Below are 17338 nucleotides of genomic sequence, written 5' to 3'. Positions count from 1 at the left end.
TGGCAGAGCAGCGCACAAAAATAAGTTAATAAAAGGACTCCGGACGAGCGATCAATGAATTCGCCGGACGCCGTCCTCCAATTCAGCTTCAAATATCTTTGCCTCCTTACCAAATTTCTTGAAATAAGCCATTGATAGCGCATGCTGATAATCCTGAACTGCATCCTCTTTGAGTAAATGCAAAGTGCTGCCTCCAAAACCTCCACCCATCATCCTCGCTCCCATCACGCCTTCAAATTGCTCTGCAAATTCTACCATAAAATCCAGCTCTGCACAAGACACCCGGTATTGATCCCTCAACCCCGCATGACCTTCCAATAAAAGGTTCCCCAATTCTTTCACCTGATGAGCCATAAGATTTTCTGCAAAAGTCAATACCCGTTTGTTTTCTTCCAGGACATAGGAAAGCAGCGGAAAATCCTCCTCTGCCAAAAGATCTTTCCATTGGGAGAGTTCATGGATGGGTAGTTCGCTGATAGACGCTCCGGCAAAACCATTTTGCTGCAAGGTCTTAAAGATCCTTGCACAAGCCAGGCTTCGATTGTTGTAATCAGAATCGACCAACTTATGTTTTACTCCTGTATCCGCTATCAGCCAGCTAAAATCGGGGATGTCGACGGGGTAGTATTTAAATGTCCAATCCGAACAATCAATCAGTAAAGCCTGCTTTTTCCTGCCATTAAAAATGCTGATCTGATCCATCATGCCACCCATCAGCCCGGAGGCACGTTCTGCCTGAACGGCCCATGCAGTGAGGGTTTCTGTAGGAAGATTTAAGCCCATAAATTGGTTGATTCCAAAAATAAAGCCGCAGGTCAGGGAAGATGAAGACGATAGCCCGGCGCCCATAGGCAGCGTTCCGCCAAACTCCATTTCGAGCGTTGGTACATCGATTCCTTGAGCGGCTAGAAAATCGATTACCCCCTGAAGGTAAACCATCCAATGCGGTTTTTGCTGATTTCCGTACCCCCAACCATCCCCTGTATCCAGTGCCCTGAATTTCATGGCAGGAGCCTCTGAGATTCCCAGGAACAAAGATTGTCTGATGGCTGCCGGAAGGCAATATCCTTTGTTGTAGTCGGTATGTTCGCCGATCAGGTTAATTCTGCCGGGAGACTGGATCAACAGCTCATGATCCCCCAAACAGTCCAGATAATCGTTTTCTCTCATGCTCATGCCTTGTAGGGCAAAGATATTCAGCCTGCAGGTAAAAACCTTGCCAGTGCCATCAAAGCTCATCTAGGAGACAATATGCCCTTATTCAGGACCTTTGAGCCCCTGAGACCATAGTTTCCTGCAAATTCCAAAAAATCTTTTACCGCTTTATAGATTATACTTTGGACTTTTCTATCTTTGCCATCCCTTAACGGGTCGGGTGGCCGAGTGGCTAGGCAGAGGTCTGCAAAACCTTCTACAGCGGTTCGAATCCGCTCTCGACCTCAGAACCATATTTCCCTTTATCATTTTTGATAAGGGGATTTTTATTTTATATTGATTTTCAATGATTTAAGTCAATTTACCTTTATACTCTTATAAGGATGGCACAAATATAATAAAGAAATATCGTGCCCCGGATCGTGCCCCGTATTATATTTGTAACATCAGAATATTAAAAATGGATCATAAATTTTATTTAAGGGCAACTGAGACGGACAATCCAACGCCAATATTTTATAGATGCCACTTAAACGGGAAACCATTTCAAAAAGGCATAGGGTATAAGATTTACCCTGGGTTGTGGGACAAGACGAGGCAACGGCCTACTGAAGACAAAGAACTGATTAAAGAGTATTTGGCCCAAGACCCCCATATTAAGAACATCATCAGGAATATTGAGCATAGAATTAATAGTGTAATTCAATTGGTGGATGCGTATGTCTACAATTGCAACCTATCTAAAATACCTATTGACATATCGGGACTGGACCAACTTCTTAAGGAAAACGTTTTCCAATCAAAAAAGAATATTGAAAAATCCCCCAAAGTCCGAAAGGTAAGCAAAACGGGATTAAATCAAAACTTGGTCCTTGATTACTCAGTCAAATTTGTGGACGATATATCCAGGGGAAAAATATTAATCCAGTCAGGTCCAAATAAGGGAAACCGATATTCAGAGGGCACAATCAAAAATTACCGGAATTTTGTTTCCATTTGGGCAGAGTTTGAGAAATACATGAACATCCGGTATAAATGGGAGGATATAAAAAACCCCGTATACAATGATTTGGTCAAATTCTTAAACCAACAGAATTACACAAAAGATACGACCGGGAGGTACATCAAACATTTAAAGACCATTTCACAGGCTGCACTAGATGAGGGGATACACTCAAACATTGAGTTTAAAAAAAGCTACTTTGAGACGCTAAAGGCAAAAAAAGACAGCATTTATCTAGATGATGAAGAAATTACGAAGATTGAGAATTTGGACCTTTCAGGCAATGAGGCCCAGGCAAAGGTTAAGGATCTTTTTTTATTAATGTGTTATACCGCCCTTAGAATTAGCGATGTAAAACGCATCACAAAGGATCATATCAGGAAGACGGCAAAAGGGGAATATCGACTTGAAATGATTACACAAAAAACGAATGGAAAGGTAATTATTCCGGTCAGTACAAAAGCCTACATCATCTTAAAGAAATACGGTTTCAACGCCCCACAATTAGCAGATCAGACCATCAATGAATATATCAAACAAATTGCAAAAAAGGCCGGAATTGATCAGATGGTCAGCGTATCAGAGAACAAAGGCGGGACAATAATAACAAAATCAGTCCCCAAATACGAGCTCATTACCAATCACACCGGGAGACGAACCGCTGTAACTCTATTTTACCTTTCGGATATTGCCCCAATAGACATAATGTCGATAACAGGGCACACTACAGAAAGTAATTTCTTGAAATACGTTAAAGTCACTAAGGAGCAGTCAGCGGACCGAATAGCAAAGAATGAACGTTTTAAATAGAATCAAATTTGAAGTTATGCGCTATCTATCTGAAGAAAGGACCGAGGAATTTAAAAATAATATAACTGGTCTAAAATCAATCAAATTTTCAAAGGAAGAAATTGAGCAACTAAAGAAAAAAAGGGAGCTATATCTAATTAGTTTGACCCCATTTTTTAGAATGACAATAGATGAATTAGAAGAATCAGATCACTTTAAAAACTTAACCGATCAAGATAAATATACTTTTTTAATTGATTACATGACTCAGAATAAAATTAAGATTAATGAAAATCCTCAATTGGAGGCGCTATTATCTAAATTTGAAACCGGAAGAAAAAAAGAATGGCAAAAGGAATGGATTAAGGATTTGATGGGGTACTTACAAGACTTTGATACCATTGGAGAAAGGAAGGATAGGCTAAAGTTAATTATTGCCGAAATAGAAATGCGGGTAATAAATGATGAATATTTTAATGAAAATGATATTGATTTTTACGGTAATATTATCGATGTAATGCCCATAATTAAGGCATATCTCAATTATTTGGAAAGTTTTCCAACAAATATAGAAAGTGAGGGTTTAGAGCTAAATGGCAACATCCCAATAAATTTAGAGGACCAAGATCGTTTTGTTTATTGCCATATATTTGGAATTATTGACTACCTAAAGGATCACATTAGAAGCGATGGAAGCAAATACACAGATCGCAAATTATATAAATACATTTCCCTTGTAACAAATATATCTGAGTCAACCGTCAAACGACTTATGACATTTTCAAAAAATCCAGACAATGCAGACCCAAATAATCCATTTAATAAAAATGAGGTATTAGACAGAATTAAGAAAATGATATTGAATAACAACATGTTAGGTAAGTTTTAGAAAGTAGATAGAAAGTAGATAGCACCCCCCTTTTAAGGTTAAGACCTTTGACATAAACAAATAAGTATATGTCACAAGTAATCGTAATGACCCAGGACCAACTCAATGAGATGTTGGCAAATGTGGTTTCCAAAGTTGAGACCATTATTAAAAATTCCCAAAGGAAAGAAGTCACCTCAAAGGAATGGTTAACCGCCAATGAGGTATGTGCCATCCTCAAAATTAGCCAGACCACACTACACGACTGGAGTAATAAAGGCATCATTGTAAAACATCGCATTGGCGACCGGATCAGATTCAGACATGATGAAATCCAGGAATCTTTGTCAAGAATGGAGGCTAAAAGACAAAGAATATGATTCACCCCAGTAACTCTTTGAAAAAGAGAAAAGCAAAGGATAAAATAAACCAAAAATTCAAATTATTTTCTAGTCTTGAACTTCTTGCAAAAACCTACTTTGATGGATTTCAAATTGGTGAAGACTTGGAACAATATGATCGAAAATTTGAAAAAAAACATTTGATCTTTAAAAATGAAAATAAGGGATGGAAAGTCTAAAAACAAAATTTGAATTCAACAAATATAGTATCGGGGTTGAGGATATAAAAGCCGAAGCGGAAAGGCTATTAAAGAAAAGTGAAGCAACCCCACACGCTGAAATATTACATCAACTTATTGAGCAGTTTGAAGCGTTGGACTTTGAAGCGTTGGCGAACCTTAACAATGAAGAAAATTTCAAATTGAATACGAAACACTTTTTAGTGTTATCCATTGAAAACGCTTTACAGCTTGCAGAAAAGAACCGCTGGGGTTTATGTAAAAATCACGATTTTATTTACCTGTACAACGGTACGTTTTGGGCTGAAATTGACAAAGAAACATTCCAAAAGTTTTTAGGCGAAGCAGCCGAAAAAATGGGAGTTGCTAAATTTTCAGCAAGGTTTTACCAATTTAGGGAGCAGCTTTTTAAACAGTTCCTTGCAACGGCATATTTGCCCACACCTGGAAGCAATGAAGACAGAGTTTTAATAAACCTAAAAAACGGAACATTTGAAATAAGCCCACAGGGTACAAATTTAAGACCCTTTGACCGTTCCGATTTTATTACCTATCAATTACCTTTTGAGTACAACCCACTGGAAAAAGCACCAATATTTGAAGCGTATTTAAACCGTGTATTGCCCGACAAAGAACGGCAAAAGGTTTTGGCTGAATACTTGGGGTATGTATTCATAAAGCATGGCAGCAATGCACTCAAAGAGGAAAAAGCCTTAGTGTTATACGGTACAGGTGCAAACGGCAAAAGCGTATTTTTTGAAATTGTCAATGCTTTGTTAGGGGTTGAAAACGTGAGTAGCTTTTCATTGCAAAGCCTTACAAATGATAACGGGTACTTCAGGGCGAAGCTGGCTAACAAGTTGGTGAACTATGCAAGTGAAATAAACGGCAATTTGGAAGCTTCAATATTTAAGCAACTGGTTTCGGGTGAACCCGTTGAAGCCCGTTTACCTTATGGGCAGCCTTTTATTTTGAAGCAATACGCCAAACTGATTTTTAATTGTAACGAATTACCCAAAGAAGTTGAACATACAAACGCCTATTTCAGAAGGTTTTTAATCATTCCTTTTGATGTTACAATACCACCAATGGAACAGGATAAACAGCTACATATTAAAATAATTGATAAGGAACTTTCAGGGGTTTTCAACTGGGTATTGGAAGGGCTAAACAGATTATTGGAACAAAAGCGGTTTTCAGAATGTGAAGCAGCCCAAAGAGCCATTGAACAATACAGGATAGAAAGCGATAGTGTATTGATGTTTTTAAGTGAACACGGGTACAAGGTTTCAGCCACAAATGAAATACCCTTAAAAGATATGTTCAGCGATTACCGAAATTATTGTATTGAAAGTGGTTTTAAAGCCTGTTCAGTTCGGACACTTGCAGGCAGGTTAAGGGGTTCAGGTTATCAAACAGAACGTAAAAACTATGGAACAGGGGTTAATGCAGAGAAAAAAAGTTTTTTCTAAACCTACACTATCTACACAAACTACACAAAACCGTGTAGTAAGTGTAGCAAGTGTAGCACGGAAAACAAAAATATTTTCAGCGAAATGAAAACATCACACCGATACATATTAGAACCATACAAGGGGATGAATACCCGTTACCGTTGCCCAGCCCTAAATTGTGGGAAGGATAAAACCTTTTCTCTTTACATTGATACGGAAACAGGCGAACACATTCACCCCACCGTTGGCAGATGCAACCGTGAAAGTAATTGCGGACACCATTACACCCCGAAACAGTATTTTCAGGATAATAATATTTCATTTGATACAGCCCAGTCCAAAGTATACAAGCCCCGACCTGTTGCACCTCAACCAAAGCCCGTTTCATTTATTCCCGTTGAGGTATTCAAAGCCAGCCTGAACCCCACAGCGTTTGAAACGAACCACTTTGTACAGTTCCTTATTATCCTGTTCGGGGTTGAGGTTGCCAGCCAACTGGTATGCCGTTATTTTATTGCCACCTCAAAACATTGGAACGGTTCAACGGTATTTTGGCAAATAGATACACAGGGCAAAATAAGAACGGGCAAAATAATGCTTTACAACCCCACCACTGGCAAAAGAATAAAAGAACCATTCAACCATATTAACTGGGTTCACACAGCTATTAAACTCCCAGAATTTGAGTTAAAACAATGTTTGTTTGGCGAACACTTACTAATTGAGAAAACAAAACCCGTTGCCATAGTTGAAAGCGAGAAAACGGCTGTAATTGCCAGCGTTTATTTACCCCAGTTTATTTGGCTTGCCGTTGGCAGCCTTTCCAACCTAAACGCCGAAAAGTGCAGCATACTAAAGGGGCGATCTGTTACGCTATTTCCCGACCTCAACGGGTTTGAGAAATGGAGCAGCAAGGCAAAGGAACTTTCACACCTTGAAATATTTACCGTTTCCGATTTACTGGAACGCAAAGCCACCGAAGCAGAAAAGAAACAAGGGTTTGACCTTGCCGACTATTTAATAAAATACGATTACAAAGCGTTTGCCTTACTTGAAACCAAAGCCACCGAACCACCCACAGCTGTTCAACCGTTGGTTGAGGTGAAACCATTTGAGCAGCCTGAACCTGTTTATAATTTTAGCGAGCCCGAACAGCCAATGCCCGAAAATTGGGAACAGGATATTAAAGAACTTGAAAACTATTTTGCAGGAATAGAACTACCAACCCAGTCCATAAAGCTGAACCAATTCTGTACGATAACAGACTATTCCCTATTTGTTGAAAGCCACTTTGCCGCTGTAAAAGCGAACAACGGTAAACGAACCTTTTTACCATACCTAAACCGATTACAGGAATTGAAACAAGTATTAAACACAAATTTGAATTGATATGAAAGCAAAAAATGGTTTACAAAAGTTTACGAAAACCGAAGCCAAAATAAATAAAATACTTTCACTTAAACAGATTACCCCCAGCGACCTTAAAACATTGAATAAAGCCGAAGAGTTGCGGTTAAGAGAAATACTTACTGAAACTTTTAACAAGTTTAAAGGAACTGAAAGGGATAATTTTTATAAAAAAATTGAACTGATTATACCCGACACCACTAAAAACCAACTTTGGGAAATTAACCACAATAAGATAACAGCTGCGATTTCTAACTTGATGCAGGAATATGGACGCATGCCATCCAAACAGGAAATAGCAACCAAAACAGATTTGAGCCGTCAAACAATACATAAGCACCTCAAAGAATATACGAACCACCCACAGTATTTAGAACAAATAGAACAGTTCAGATTTATGACCTCAAAAGTTTTGGCAAAGGTATTTCAGTTTGCAGTAAATGGGGACATTGGAGCAGCTAAATTGTATTTCAATTTTATGGGCTTTATGAAGAATGGGCAAACCCCGAACAATACTCTGATACAGAACCAAAATAACTACATTCAAATAAATGGCACGGTATTAAGTCAGGAAACTCTTAATCTATTAAATTCAGAACAATTGGAACATATTGAAAAGGCTATGAATTTAGCTATAAACAATAAGCAGAATTAAATTTGTGGCTAGTTTATAATTTAATCCTCCTTATCTATATTTGTAAATTCCCCGTCAGTTATGCTTACTTTTGGTCTTTCTAGGGGGGTACAATTACTACAATGTAGGTTCAAAAATGAAAATTTACCTGACATCTTTACCTCATCAAATTGTGTAATAATCAACTCACATTTAGTTTCGTTAGTTATTCCTCCGTAAGTGCTTCCAAAAACATCAAATCTAGGTGCTGTAAGAAATGTATTTAAAAAGGTGCAATCATATACTTTATTCAAAATAATTGTATCAGTATCTAAGGCAATGCTCATTAATAAAAGCTCATTTTGTGAATCCATATCTGTTTTCACAAAGGCTTCAATTCTATAAGCATAGCGGCCAACACCCCATTTAACAACATAGAATTTATTCCAACTAGCACTATGTGAAACTCCAATTGTAGAAAGGGACGGAACATATTCATAGTGCTTTACTCCATCGGCAATGAAAGTTAAATTTGGAACAATATTAGGCTGTGGAACACTTGATTGTGAACAACTAATAATTCCAATAATCAAAATAATAAATAACCACAGTTTTAGCTCTTTTGAAAAAATCGGTTTTAAATACAAAGAATTTCCCTTTTGGAATACTTCTAGAAATATCATTAAAACATCTTCCATTTTGTTCATTATAATTAAAATTAATGCTTTTATCATAGGTAATAATTTAGAGTAAAAAGTGTATTTAGTGTGAATTTACATAATCTTGGTGAATTATAATTTGAATCCTAAAATTAAGGGTTCATAATTTTACCAATCTAAGAAGCAAAAGGGCTGCAACATTCAAAAATCGTGCCCCGAATCGTGCCCCTAACAAACATAATGTTATAATCTATTGATTTACAAATTTCATTCGCATCCGCTCTCGACCTCGAAACCTAAAATTCCCTCTATTCTTTTGGATAGGGGGATTTTTATTTTTTAAACTCCGGATTTCAAAAAATCCAATAACTATTACATCTGGTGAATATTAATTATTTCGTTTGACAAAATGAAATGATCTCAGCGCAAGGTTGTGACAAAATTGTGTTCAATGTTCAAAATACCGGAACTTGCTGTTATAAGTTGATTGAACAAAATGGGACGGAATTTTTCACTTGCAAATGGTTCCTTTTCATTCTTTACACAAGCACCTGGATGGCAGGTGGTGCCAGTCATTCAAAATGAATACAATGCTCGTCCGGTAATTGGTAATATCCATTGAGGAAATGTCATTATCGACGATTTTTGTAATCCTGCTGTTGCTGCTCTATTTAAACCTGTTACAAAAGGACTGTAAATTTCCAGAATCCGTAAAAGTAGTATGTGGATAAAATTCCGCAGGGTCTAGTCCTTTTCATGAGAAAAGGAATGATATTAATCTAAAATTTGCGGGGATACTTTACTTTGTGTATTGCCAAACCATTTATTAATTGGACTGAGAAAGCCAATTCAAAATTTCTTCAGACAATGGACTCTCTTTATAAGATATTACACGAATCCATTTACCCTTTTCATCAATAAGAAACTTCTGAAAATTCCATTTGACTTCTGCATCCTGAACGCCGTTTTCTGCCTGCATGGTAAGCCACTGATACAATGGATGCATTTCTTTACCCTTAACTGAAATTTTAGACATCATGGGAAAACTCACCCCATAATTCTTCTTGCAAAATTGCTGTATCTCTGCATTCGTACCGGGTTCTTGTCCACCAAAATTATTTGCCGGGAAACCCAAAATGGTAAATTTTTCGCCACCAAATTTCTTGTAAAGCTCTTCCAATTCCGCGTATTGTGGTGTATATCCACATTCTGAAGCTGTGTTTACGATGAGGACTTTTTTGCCTTTTAATTGAGCAAAATCAAATTCTTTTCCGTCGATTGTCTGAACCTTAAAATCGTAAATACTTTGCATCGTTTGTGAATGGATTGAAGAACATAAAAAAGTAAAGAAGAAAACAAGAGCAGTATATTTCATAATTAGTTTATTTGCAAGAAACAACAGATTGGGCTACTTGTTCAATGATCCATACCGCTTTAATTTCAAAAGGTATGCTTTCAGAGAATTGACTTATCCATTTCAATTCGCAATGCCAAAATATTTTGAAATACCATAAATTGGAACAGAATGGTAAATAGTTTATTTTATACTACCAACATAGATGTTGAGGAAGCCTAGTTGGTCAACATGCCTCATGACTGTCTACAAGAAGGAAGGATGTTAGTATATCTAATTACTCCGCCAATACAAATGCTGACGAAGCTCTGCTTGTCAGCATGCAGACCGAAAGCGTAGGCACCCTGCCACAATGAAGAGTACGAATGAAAACAAAAGTTAAATTTATTCTACAAGAACAAATCCTGCCCAATAAAATGGCTCCAATCCTTTATTCCGTAATTCCCTTTGCGCCATTTGCAAGGCTTGACGAATTGTCTTTTTCTTAAGTAACCAATACTTATAGAATAAGGTCATCAATTCTTTGGTTTGTTGATCGGGTACCTGCCACAAGGACATGATCAGATTTTTGGCGCCTGCAATTTTAAAAGCGCGTTGCAAGCCATAGACTCCTTCATTACCCTGTAAATCTCCGAGCCCCGTTTCGCAAGCAGATAGCACCACTAATTCTGTATTCCTTAAATTAAGTTGACATATTTCATATGCCGTTAGGATGCCATCTTCCATGTCAGGACGAATAGGCTTCCCGGTTTTCCAGGCGTGGTTTCCTCCAGCCAAAATTAATCCGGACCTCATCATGGGGTGCTCGCTTATTTTAAATATCGGTTCCTGACTACTCATTGAAAATGGTGAATTGCTATTTTCACTTTTGGGGTCAGGGAAGAAAAAACCATGAGTAGAGATATGAAGTATCCTTGGAGATACATTTTTGTAGTCCCCTAATTGCTTGAAAGATTCTTCCGTGGCATCATTTCCATTATATAAATTACTTTTGATTTTTGCCTTGCTAAAGATCTTATTAATTTCTGTAGTTTCTTGGTCGGAGCCAAGGAGATATTGCCAACTACCTCCTCGGACTGTAGAATCTATATAATAAAAAGTATGTTCAGAACGAAGTGAAGCAATGCTACTATCTCTAATTGGAAGGTGTTCCATCATCTCCATAGAATCCATTTCAAAGTTAATGCCTCCATAGATGGAAGCACTGATTGGTTTTAAATTTTCATCAAAGTTTTTAAATACTATTTGTCTTGTACTTCCCAATTGAACTAAATTATATTTATCTGAAAGTAAAGTATGATTATCTATCTCCTTAGAAATTAGAATTGCATTTTGATTTATCCGGTGGAGTAATCCACTTGGAGAGAAGTAAGTGGTTTTGACTCCTTTCAAGTAGGGTTCAAGAGGCTTCCAGATTAAATCGTAAAGAGATTTGGAATTTTCATTAATGGGTAAGGCGCCACGTCCATCAGCAGGTTGATAGAGATTTGCGACGTAATCCATTTTTCGAGCGGAAAATGAATTTAATAATTGGTAAATTTCCTTTTCTTCGCACAGCAGGATAAAATGCGGAGTAGTATCACTAATATTAAGTAATAAAGCGGCATACATATTAGTTTCTGATGACTTATTGCCACTGTATTGAAAGGTTATAAACTCCACAGCTACTTCATCAGCTTCGAGTTTTTGCTGAATTTCTTGTACATTTATTTGTCGTATAGCATCTGTGTGTTCAACAAAAATACGTGCAAGCTTTTTTTCAATAGAATCGGATTTCATTTCCCACTCATTTGTATTATTTCTTTGCTTATAAGGATTTGCATAATCTCTTGCTAACATTCTGTTACAATATAGATATCTTTCATATAATCCTGCGGTGGTTGAATCTGATTGAGCCAAACTTTTTAATCTTAAGGCATTATGCAATAAATAACCTTTGATAAACAAAGTATAATCATAGGCTGACTGAATTAAAGATGCATCAGGAAAATCAGTTAAAAATGAATAAAGAGCATCATTATGCGAGGAAATAATTCTTAAAAACGAGTTTAATTCAAAGTCTGACATATGGCGAGTTGCAAGCTCCAGTTTACCTTTCATTACGAGAATTAATTTTTGTAAAAAAGGAACCGCCATATGTATTGAATCCTTTGCAATTTCAAGATTTGCTAACGCTAAGAGTAGTTCAGGATAATGTTCGTTATAGTCCCTCAATTCTCTTTCTAAAAACAAATTAGCTTCCACAAAATAATTTTCGGCCAAATCAAATTTATTCTGAAATTGAAAGTTTTTTCCTAAGGTCAAGAGTGTAGAAAAATAACAGTCACTACAGCCTAGTGGATGACTTTCAAATATTTGTTTAGCTTCGAGGAGTAATTTTTGTGAAGTAAGTGTGTCTGACTTCAAACTGAATATAAATGACAAATTAGTTAAGCATTTAGCATATTCGATACTTTTTTTACCTAAACTTTTTTCAAAAATTGGGATGGCTAGGTCTAGATAATATTTCGCAGAATCCAGATTGCCCATACTACGATATACTCTACCAATGTCAAAATAAATCTTTGCAACATCCTTGTGACTTACTCCAAGGTTCTTGATATTTTGTGTTTGAATGCGTAGTCGATAATTTTTGGACCTTTCTAATAGTCCCATGCGCTCATAGAGACTTGCGATGACAGAATGTGCATATGTAGTTATTGGATGTTCAGTCCCATAAGCTTTTTCAAATATAGCTAGTGATTTGGTAAAATATAATTCAGCTAAATCATAGTGCCCTTTCTCAGAATATACAATACCAAGATTAGCTGTGGCTTTTCCATAATCAACATCTTCTTTACCAACACAAATTTCAAAAACAAATTGGGCTTCTTTATAGAATTTTTCCGCATCGTCAAGTCGACCCATACTGCGATACAATAACCCAACATTCACCAAACTCCAACCATAGGATTGAGTCCTTTTACCTTCTGTTTTTTCTTTTAAGGACAAGGCTTCTAAGGATAAAAGCTCAGCATCTTCATAACGCTCCATTTCTGTGTACAAATACCCAAGTGATGTAACTGCTTTTATATAGTAGCGATGAAGCTTACCATATTTTGCTTCCCAATATTTTTTTGCCTTTGTTTCTAGTGTATCTGACTTCATGAATTCTCCCATAGAGTGGTAGAGTTTTCCTAACCGAAAAGTAGTTTCGATAAAATCATCATTCTCTGACCCTGACAATGAATCGTGAAGTGTTATTATTTCCAGATAGATTGATTCCGCCTTCTTGTACTTACCAATTTTTTCATAAAGTGTTGCAAGAGAAAGTGCATAATTTAAATAATTCAAACTTTTCTTACTAAAATTTTTTTCTGTGATGTCTAAAGATGCTAAAATCCATTTTTCAGCTTCCTTATAGTTCCCCATATAATAATTTATTCTTCCTTTCATAAAACAGCATCTTCCGTAAGATGCTGACTCTGGCCCTAGGTTTTTAATAGCAATGTTTTCAGCTACACTATTAACTTCAAGTGCTTTTTCAAAATCTTTTAATGTTGTGAATTCATTCGATATATTTATTAGACTATCTATCTGTTTTATGATTATAGAATCACTCACTTGGGCGGATATTATAGAAGCGAAGTTTAAAAGAAATCCAAAAAGACAAATTAATTTTTTCATACTAGTGAATTAAATATTAAAATCTACGTGCTTAATAATTAATTTACAATTAACCATTAAAAATTAACAATTTTCTGTCTACTCCACCAACACAAAACCCGCCCAATAATACGGTTCCAATCCTCCATCCCGCAATTGCTTTTGCGCTGCATGAAATGCATCCGGAATGGACATTTTTTCCTCCAGCCATTTCTTGTAAAAAGTAGTCATCAATAAAGACGTTTGTTTATCCGGCACCTGCCATAAACTCATGATCAGATATTTTGCCCCGCCGATTTTAAAGGCGCGTTGCAATCCATAAACGCCTTCGTTTCCTTGAATATCTCCTAAGCCAGTTTCGCAGGCCGACAACACTACTAATTCTGTATTAGATAAATTCATTTGGGATATTTCATAGGCGGTCAGCACACCATCTTCCCTACCTTCCAATGTTGGTTTTCCTTGCCAGGCGGCGTTGCCGCCGGCCATTATTAAACCTGATCGCAACATGGGATGGTCGGAGATTTTGAAGACAGGCTGAGCTTTGTAAGATGAGTTCCCAAATGAAAATTCGTCACCCGCATGGTCAGGGAAAAAGTATGCCTGTGTTAATTCTAATTTCAAGAACTAAATCAATTAACAAAACGTTAAATTAAGGATATAAACAGTCAAGAGACAATTAAAAAGCCCACGACCACCCATCGAAATGGGGACGCAGGCCCTCTTATCGGAAAATAAGGCCGCAAAAGTAAGGCTTTTACATTGAATTTGGATTGTTCTTAATTATTTTATCACCTTTATAATTAGAATTTATGAAAAATTCATTTGTATTTAGGTTTTTGTTAATTTTATTGCAATTGCCATTCTTACTCTATTCCCAAATTGCCGTACCCTATAAGAATTTTGAAATTAGTAGGGATAAAGTACATACTCAAAATATATCAGAAGAGGCTCAAATATTTAGAGGATCCGATAATGCCCTCTTGAGCAAAATTAACTTAACATTAGATCTACCAGGATCAACTCTTAAGGAGAAAGCATTAAGCTATTTAAATTCAAATTGGAATCTATTTAAATTTACAGAATGTTCTGATTTAGTATTGAAATTTGGTACAAATGACATAGAAAACAATATTGTTATTTTTAATCAGATTTATAAAAATTTACCTGTTGATGGTAATCAATTTATCTTACGTTTTGACGAACAATCTAGATTAAATTCAATAATTCAGAATACAATTCCTATTAATTGGGACATAAATATAGCACCAAGTTTAACAAAACATATGGTAAGCAGTATTTTAATGCAACATTTTAAAACTTCGCTAATTAATGAGCAGGAAGAATCTTTATTAATGATATACCATTATAACAATTGTGCGACATTATCATATTTTACCCAATTTGAAACCAAGAATCCCAATGGTAAATGGTTTGCATATTTAGATGCAAATACAGGTAAAATTTTAGAGTTAAAATCCAACATTATGTATGTAGATGGTACAGGTAGGATATTTAACCCTGACCCATTATCAGCGTCGCATAATAAATATGGTAATAATGGTATAATGGATAACAACAACTCAAATAATCCTGTTTTTGATCCTTTTTATAAAATTGTAGATTTATTAGGTATATCCCAAAATGGCAATGTTTATTCCCTTGTTGGCAATAATGCAAAAATTTATAACCCTAACTTGTATACTTCCAATTCACCATTTTTTGATTTCAAAAGACACCAGGATGGATTTGAAGCTATTATGTGCTATTACTTTCTAGATAAAACTATCGACTATGCTAGAGGTTTGCAATCATTTTCAAATTTTGTTTACTTTAATCCACATGAAGTCGGCAGCAATTCACATTATAATGGAACTACTGTAACCTTAGCAGATGGAGATAATGGGCATAATGAAGCAAACCCTGACCATGGAGAAGATGCTATGGTTATTCTACATGAAGGATTTCATTTTATACATCATTCACTCGCGGGGATACCCCCTCCAGGTAAAAGTTACTTGTCACTAGGTGCTGAAGGTGTAGGGGAAGGAGTTGCCGATTATTGGGCTTTATCAGAAGTCAATGCGGAAAATCAATTTAAGGATTATGAAGACGGATTTTATGGAATTTTTCGTTGGGCAAATCATAATCCTGGTACAGTTCCATCTGGGATGTATCCATCAACTGATCGATTCGCAAATTCTACATTAATGAATATAACATATGTTAGTCCATTCATGAATTGCAATTGCAGTCCTCATTACTTTGGCACTATATTATCAGGCGTTCTTTTAAAAATATATAATGATATTGGCAAAGAAAAAACAGACAGAATGATACTTCGAGGATTAGCTAATATTAAATATGGATATACAGCCCAACCCCATGTTGCAACTGCAATGTTTGATGTAACAGGTCCGAATGGTTTAAATTACAGTGATTGGGAAAGATGCATAATATGGAGTCATTTTAGTAAAACATATAATATTCCAGCAAATAACGGAGACAAATTTCTTCCATTAATATTTAACGGAAGCGGTGTAGATCTATATATGAAAGATAATTTAGAAGACTTTGGTGTAGAAATTAATCCTACTAATAAAGATATGTGGCTTTCTGAAGATATTTGGGTCAGACCAACAAACGACAATTTATTTTATCATGACAATCCTATCTTTAGAAAAAATTCTCAGAATAAGGAAAATTATATTAAAGTTAGAGTGAGAGGAAGGGGTTGCAATATTACTTCTAATGCTCTATTAAAGGTTTACTGGTCAAAAGCTTCAACTGGATTGAAATGGCCTCTTAATTGGGAATATTCTATTGATCCAATATCAGGAAAACAAATTTCAGGTCTTGTAAATACAGTAAATTTAGCTACATTAGGGATAGAAGCAGGCGAAGAAGCAGTAGTTACTATCCCTTGGATACCTCCTAATCCTGATGACTTTAATGATAATGATAAACATCACTATTGTTTGTTAGCAAGAATTGAGTCAACTGAAGACCCAATGTATTGTAATGAAGTTTCAAATATAAACGAAAATGTCAAGTGTAATAATAATATAATATGGAAAAATGTTACTATTTTTTCAACTTCAGGTTTTAACCAAGATACAGCTATTCTTTATGTTAGAGATATAATACAAACTGTCACTCCAACTCCATCATGTGTAGAAATTAAAGATGCCCTTTTGCCGCACTTTTATCCCACTCTAACCAATGCATCAATTTCTGTAAATTTAAGAGAGCCGTTAAAATCGTTATGGATAGCAGGTGGAATGCAAGGAAGTGGATTTATTTTAGATCCAGAATCTGGATTATTTAATATTACAAGTTTTCCAGCTATATTTTGTAATTTAAATCTAATATCAGATTACAATTATTTGATGGATATTTATTCAAAAGGAAATGGAATTTCAAAACCATATGTATTTGACATAAGGCATTATAAGATGACTTTTCCCTACCAAGTTATTGGTGGTGAAAGATTTATTTATCCAGGCACTGGAAATGATGCATTACCAAGAAATAGTTTTATTGAAAATGACAAACATTTAGTGTCAATCTTTGTGAGCCCCAATCCATGTACTGATGAAACAACCATAAAATTTAGAAATGCTGTTTCTCAATTTGAATATACAATTTATAATATCAGCTCAAATTTACTTCTGAAGGGTCAAGTCAATAGCAATACTAATACGGAATTTAAGTTAAATCTAAGGAATATTGATTACAAAGGAGTAATTATTTTAAATATAAAGAACAAAGAATTTAATAAATCGATCAAATTTTTAAAACTGTAAAATTT

Annotated in this window: 13 protein-coding genes and 1 tRNA gene; 9 read left to right on the top strand and 5 right to left on the bottom strand. The window is 35.7% G+C overall.

Annotated features, from left to right (window positions below; genetic code table 11):
* Positions 1 to 51: 51 nt before the first annotated feature.
* The gene (locus tag IPJ53_05330) at positions 52 to 1239 is read right to left on the bottom strand and encodes a galactokinase (protein ID MBK7798511.1); all 1188 of its coding nucleotides are present in this window, start codon (positions 1237 to 1239) and stop codon (positions 52 to 54) included.
* A 130-nt stretch (positions 1240 to 1369) separates the two neighbouring features.
* On the opposite strand from IPJ53_05330, the gene IPJ53_05325 reads away from it, so the two are divergent.
* The 8 genes from IPJ53_05325 to IPJ53_05290 all read left to right on the top strand — a co-directional run bounded on the left by IPJ53_05325 (position 1370) and on the right by IPJ53_05290 (position 7911).
* Positions 1370 to 1440: transfer RNA gene (locus IPJ53_05325), tRNA-Cys, on the top strand.
* 175 nt (positions 1441 to 1615) lie between these two features.
* Positions 1616 to 2968: an integrase catalytic domain-containing protein gene (locus IPJ53_05320; GenBank protein MBK7798510.1), complete on the top strand. Its 1353-nt coding sequence runs from the start codon at positions 1616 to 1618 to the stop codon at positions 2966 to 2968.
* Positions 2952 to 3836 (top strand): hypothetical protein, encoded by an 885-nt coding sequence (locus IPJ53_05315; protein ID MBK7798509.1) that lies wholly within the window; start codon positions 2952 to 2954, stop codon positions 3834 to 3836. Before IPJ53_05320 ends, IPJ53_05315 begins: the two co-directional genes overlap by 17 nt.
* A gap of 68 nt (positions 3837 to 3904) precedes the next feature.
* Entirely contained in the window at positions 3905 to 4195 is a 291-nt protein-coding gene (locus IPJ53_05310; protein ID MBK7798508.1) for a helix-turn-helix domain-containing protein, read from the top strand.
* Between the two features lie 17 nt (positions 4196 to 4212).
* On the top strand, positions 4213 to 4395 hold the full coding sequence (locus tag IPJ53_05305; GenBank protein ID MBK7798507.1) for a hypothetical protein: 183 nt from the start codon (positions 4213 to 4215) through the stop codon (positions 4393 to 4395).
* Positions 4383 to 5867: a DNA primase gene (locus IPJ53_05300; protein ID MBK7798506.1), complete on the top strand. Its 1485-nt coding sequence runs from the start codon at positions 4383 to 4385 to the stop codon at positions 5865 to 5867. Before IPJ53_05305 ends, IPJ53_05300 begins: the two co-directional genes overlap by 13 nt.
* 84 nt (positions 5868 to 5951) lie before the next feature.
* Complete coding sequence (locus IPJ53_05295; protein MBK7798505.1) at positions 5952 to 7238, top strand: hypothetical protein; 1287 nt, start codon at positions 5952 to 5954, stop codon at positions 7236 to 7238.
* Position 7239: 1 nt separating this feature from the next.
* Positions 7240 to 7911 (top strand): hypothetical protein, encoded by a 672-nt coding sequence (locus IPJ53_05290; protein ID MBK7798504.1) that lies wholly within the window; start codon positions 7240 to 7242, stop codon positions 7909 to 7911.
* A 20-nt stretch (positions 7912 to 7931) separates the two neighbouring features.
* On the opposite strand, the gene IPJ53_05285 is transcribed toward IPJ53_05290, so the two are convergent.
* The 4 genes from IPJ53_05285 to IPJ53_05270 all read right to left on the bottom strand — a co-directional run bounded on the left by IPJ53_05285 (position 7932) and on the right by IPJ53_05270 (position 14037).
* A complete protein-coding gene (locus tag IPJ53_05285; protein ID MBK7798503.1) occupies positions 7932 to 8603 on the bottom strand; it encodes a hypothetical protein in 672 nt (223 codons plus the stop codon).
* 751 nt (positions 8604 to 9354) lie between these two features.
* Positions 9355 to 9903: a glutathione peroxidase gene (locus IPJ53_05280; protein ID MBK7798502.1), complete on the bottom strand. Its 549-nt coding sequence runs from the start codon at positions 9901 to 9903 to the stop codon at positions 9355 to 9357.
* Positions 9904 to 10266: 363 nt separating this feature from the next.
* Entirely contained in the window at positions 10267 to 13548 is a 3282-nt protein-coding gene (locus IPJ53_05275; GenBank protein ID MBK7798501.1) for a CHAT domain-containing protein, read from the bottom strand.
* Between the two features lie 78 nt (positions 13549 to 13626).
* Positions 13627 to 14037 (bottom strand): CHAT domain-containing protein, encoded by a 411-nt coding sequence (locus tag IPJ53_05270; GenBank protein MBK7798500.1) that lies wholly within the window; start codon positions 14035 to 14037, stop codon positions 13627 to 13629.
* A gap of 302 nt (positions 14038 to 14339) precedes the next feature.
* Here IPJ53_05270 and IPJ53_05265 point away from each other — a divergent pair, with 302 nt between their 5' ends.
* Positions 14340 to 17333: a hypothetical protein gene (locus tag IPJ53_05265; GenBank protein ID MBK7798499.1), complete on the top strand. Its 2994-nt coding sequence runs from the start codon at positions 14340 to 14342 to the stop codon at positions 17331 to 17333.
* Positions 17334 to 17338: the final 5 nt, after the last annotated feature.

It is taken from the genome of Candidatus Vicinibacter affinis, from assembly GCA_016714365.1.
In the GTDB taxonomy this organism is placed as follows: Bacteria; Bacteroidota; Bacteroidia; order Chitinophagales; family Saprospiraceae; genus Vicinibacter; species Vicinibacter affinis.
Note: the sequence above shows the minus strand (reverse complement) of the source record. Positions and strands in the feature narration are given on the sequence as shown.

Bases quoted from the DNA above. Each gene is read 5' to 3' on its own strand.
- IPJ53_05330 (MBK7798511.1), bottom strand. From the start codon at position 1,239: ATGAGCTTTGATGGCACTGGCAAGGTTTTTACCTGCAGGCTGAATATC.
- IPJ53_05320 (MBK7798510.1), top strand. From the start codon at position 1,616: ATGGATCATAAATTTTATTTAAGGGCAACTGAGACGGACAATCCAACG.
- IPJ53_05315 (MBK7798509.1), top strand. From the start codon at position 2,952: ATGAACGTTTTAAATAGAATCAAATTTGAAGTTATGCGCTATCTATCT.
- IPJ53_05310 (MBK7798508.1), top strand. From the start codon at position 3,905: ATGTCACAAGTAATCGTAATGACCCAGGACCAACTCAATGAGATGTTG.
- IPJ53_05300 (MBK7798506.1), top strand. From the start codon at position 4,383: ATGGAAAGTCTAAAAACAAAATTTGAATTCAACAAATATAGTATCGGG.
- IPJ53_05295 (MBK7798505.1), top strand. From the start codon at position 5,952: ATGAAAACATCACACCGATACATATTAGAACCATACAAGGGGATGAAT.
- IPJ53_05290 (MBK7798504.1), top strand. From the start codon at position 7,240: ATGAAAGCAAAAAATGGTTTACAAAAGTTTACGAAAACCGAAGCCAAA.
- IPJ53_05285 (MBK7798503.1), bottom strand. From the start codon at position 8,603: ATGATAAAAGCATTAATTTTAATTATAATGAACAAAATGGAAGATGTT.
- IPJ53_05280 (MBK7798502.1), bottom strand. From the start codon at position 9,903: ATGAAATATACTGCTCTTGTTTTCTTCTTTACTTTTTTATGTTCTTCA.
- IPJ53_05275 (MBK7798501.1), bottom strand. From the start codon at position 13,548: ATGAAAAAATTAATTTGTCTTTTTGGATTTCTTTTAAACTTCGCTTCT.
- IPJ53_05270 (MBK7798500.1), bottom strand. From the start codon at position 14,037: ATGTTGCGATCAGGTTTAATAATGGCCGGCGGCAACGCCGCCTGGCAA.
- IPJ53_05265 (MBK7798499.1), top strand. From the start codon at position 14,340: ATGAAAAATTCATTTGTATTTAGGTTTTTGTTAATTTTATTGCAATTG.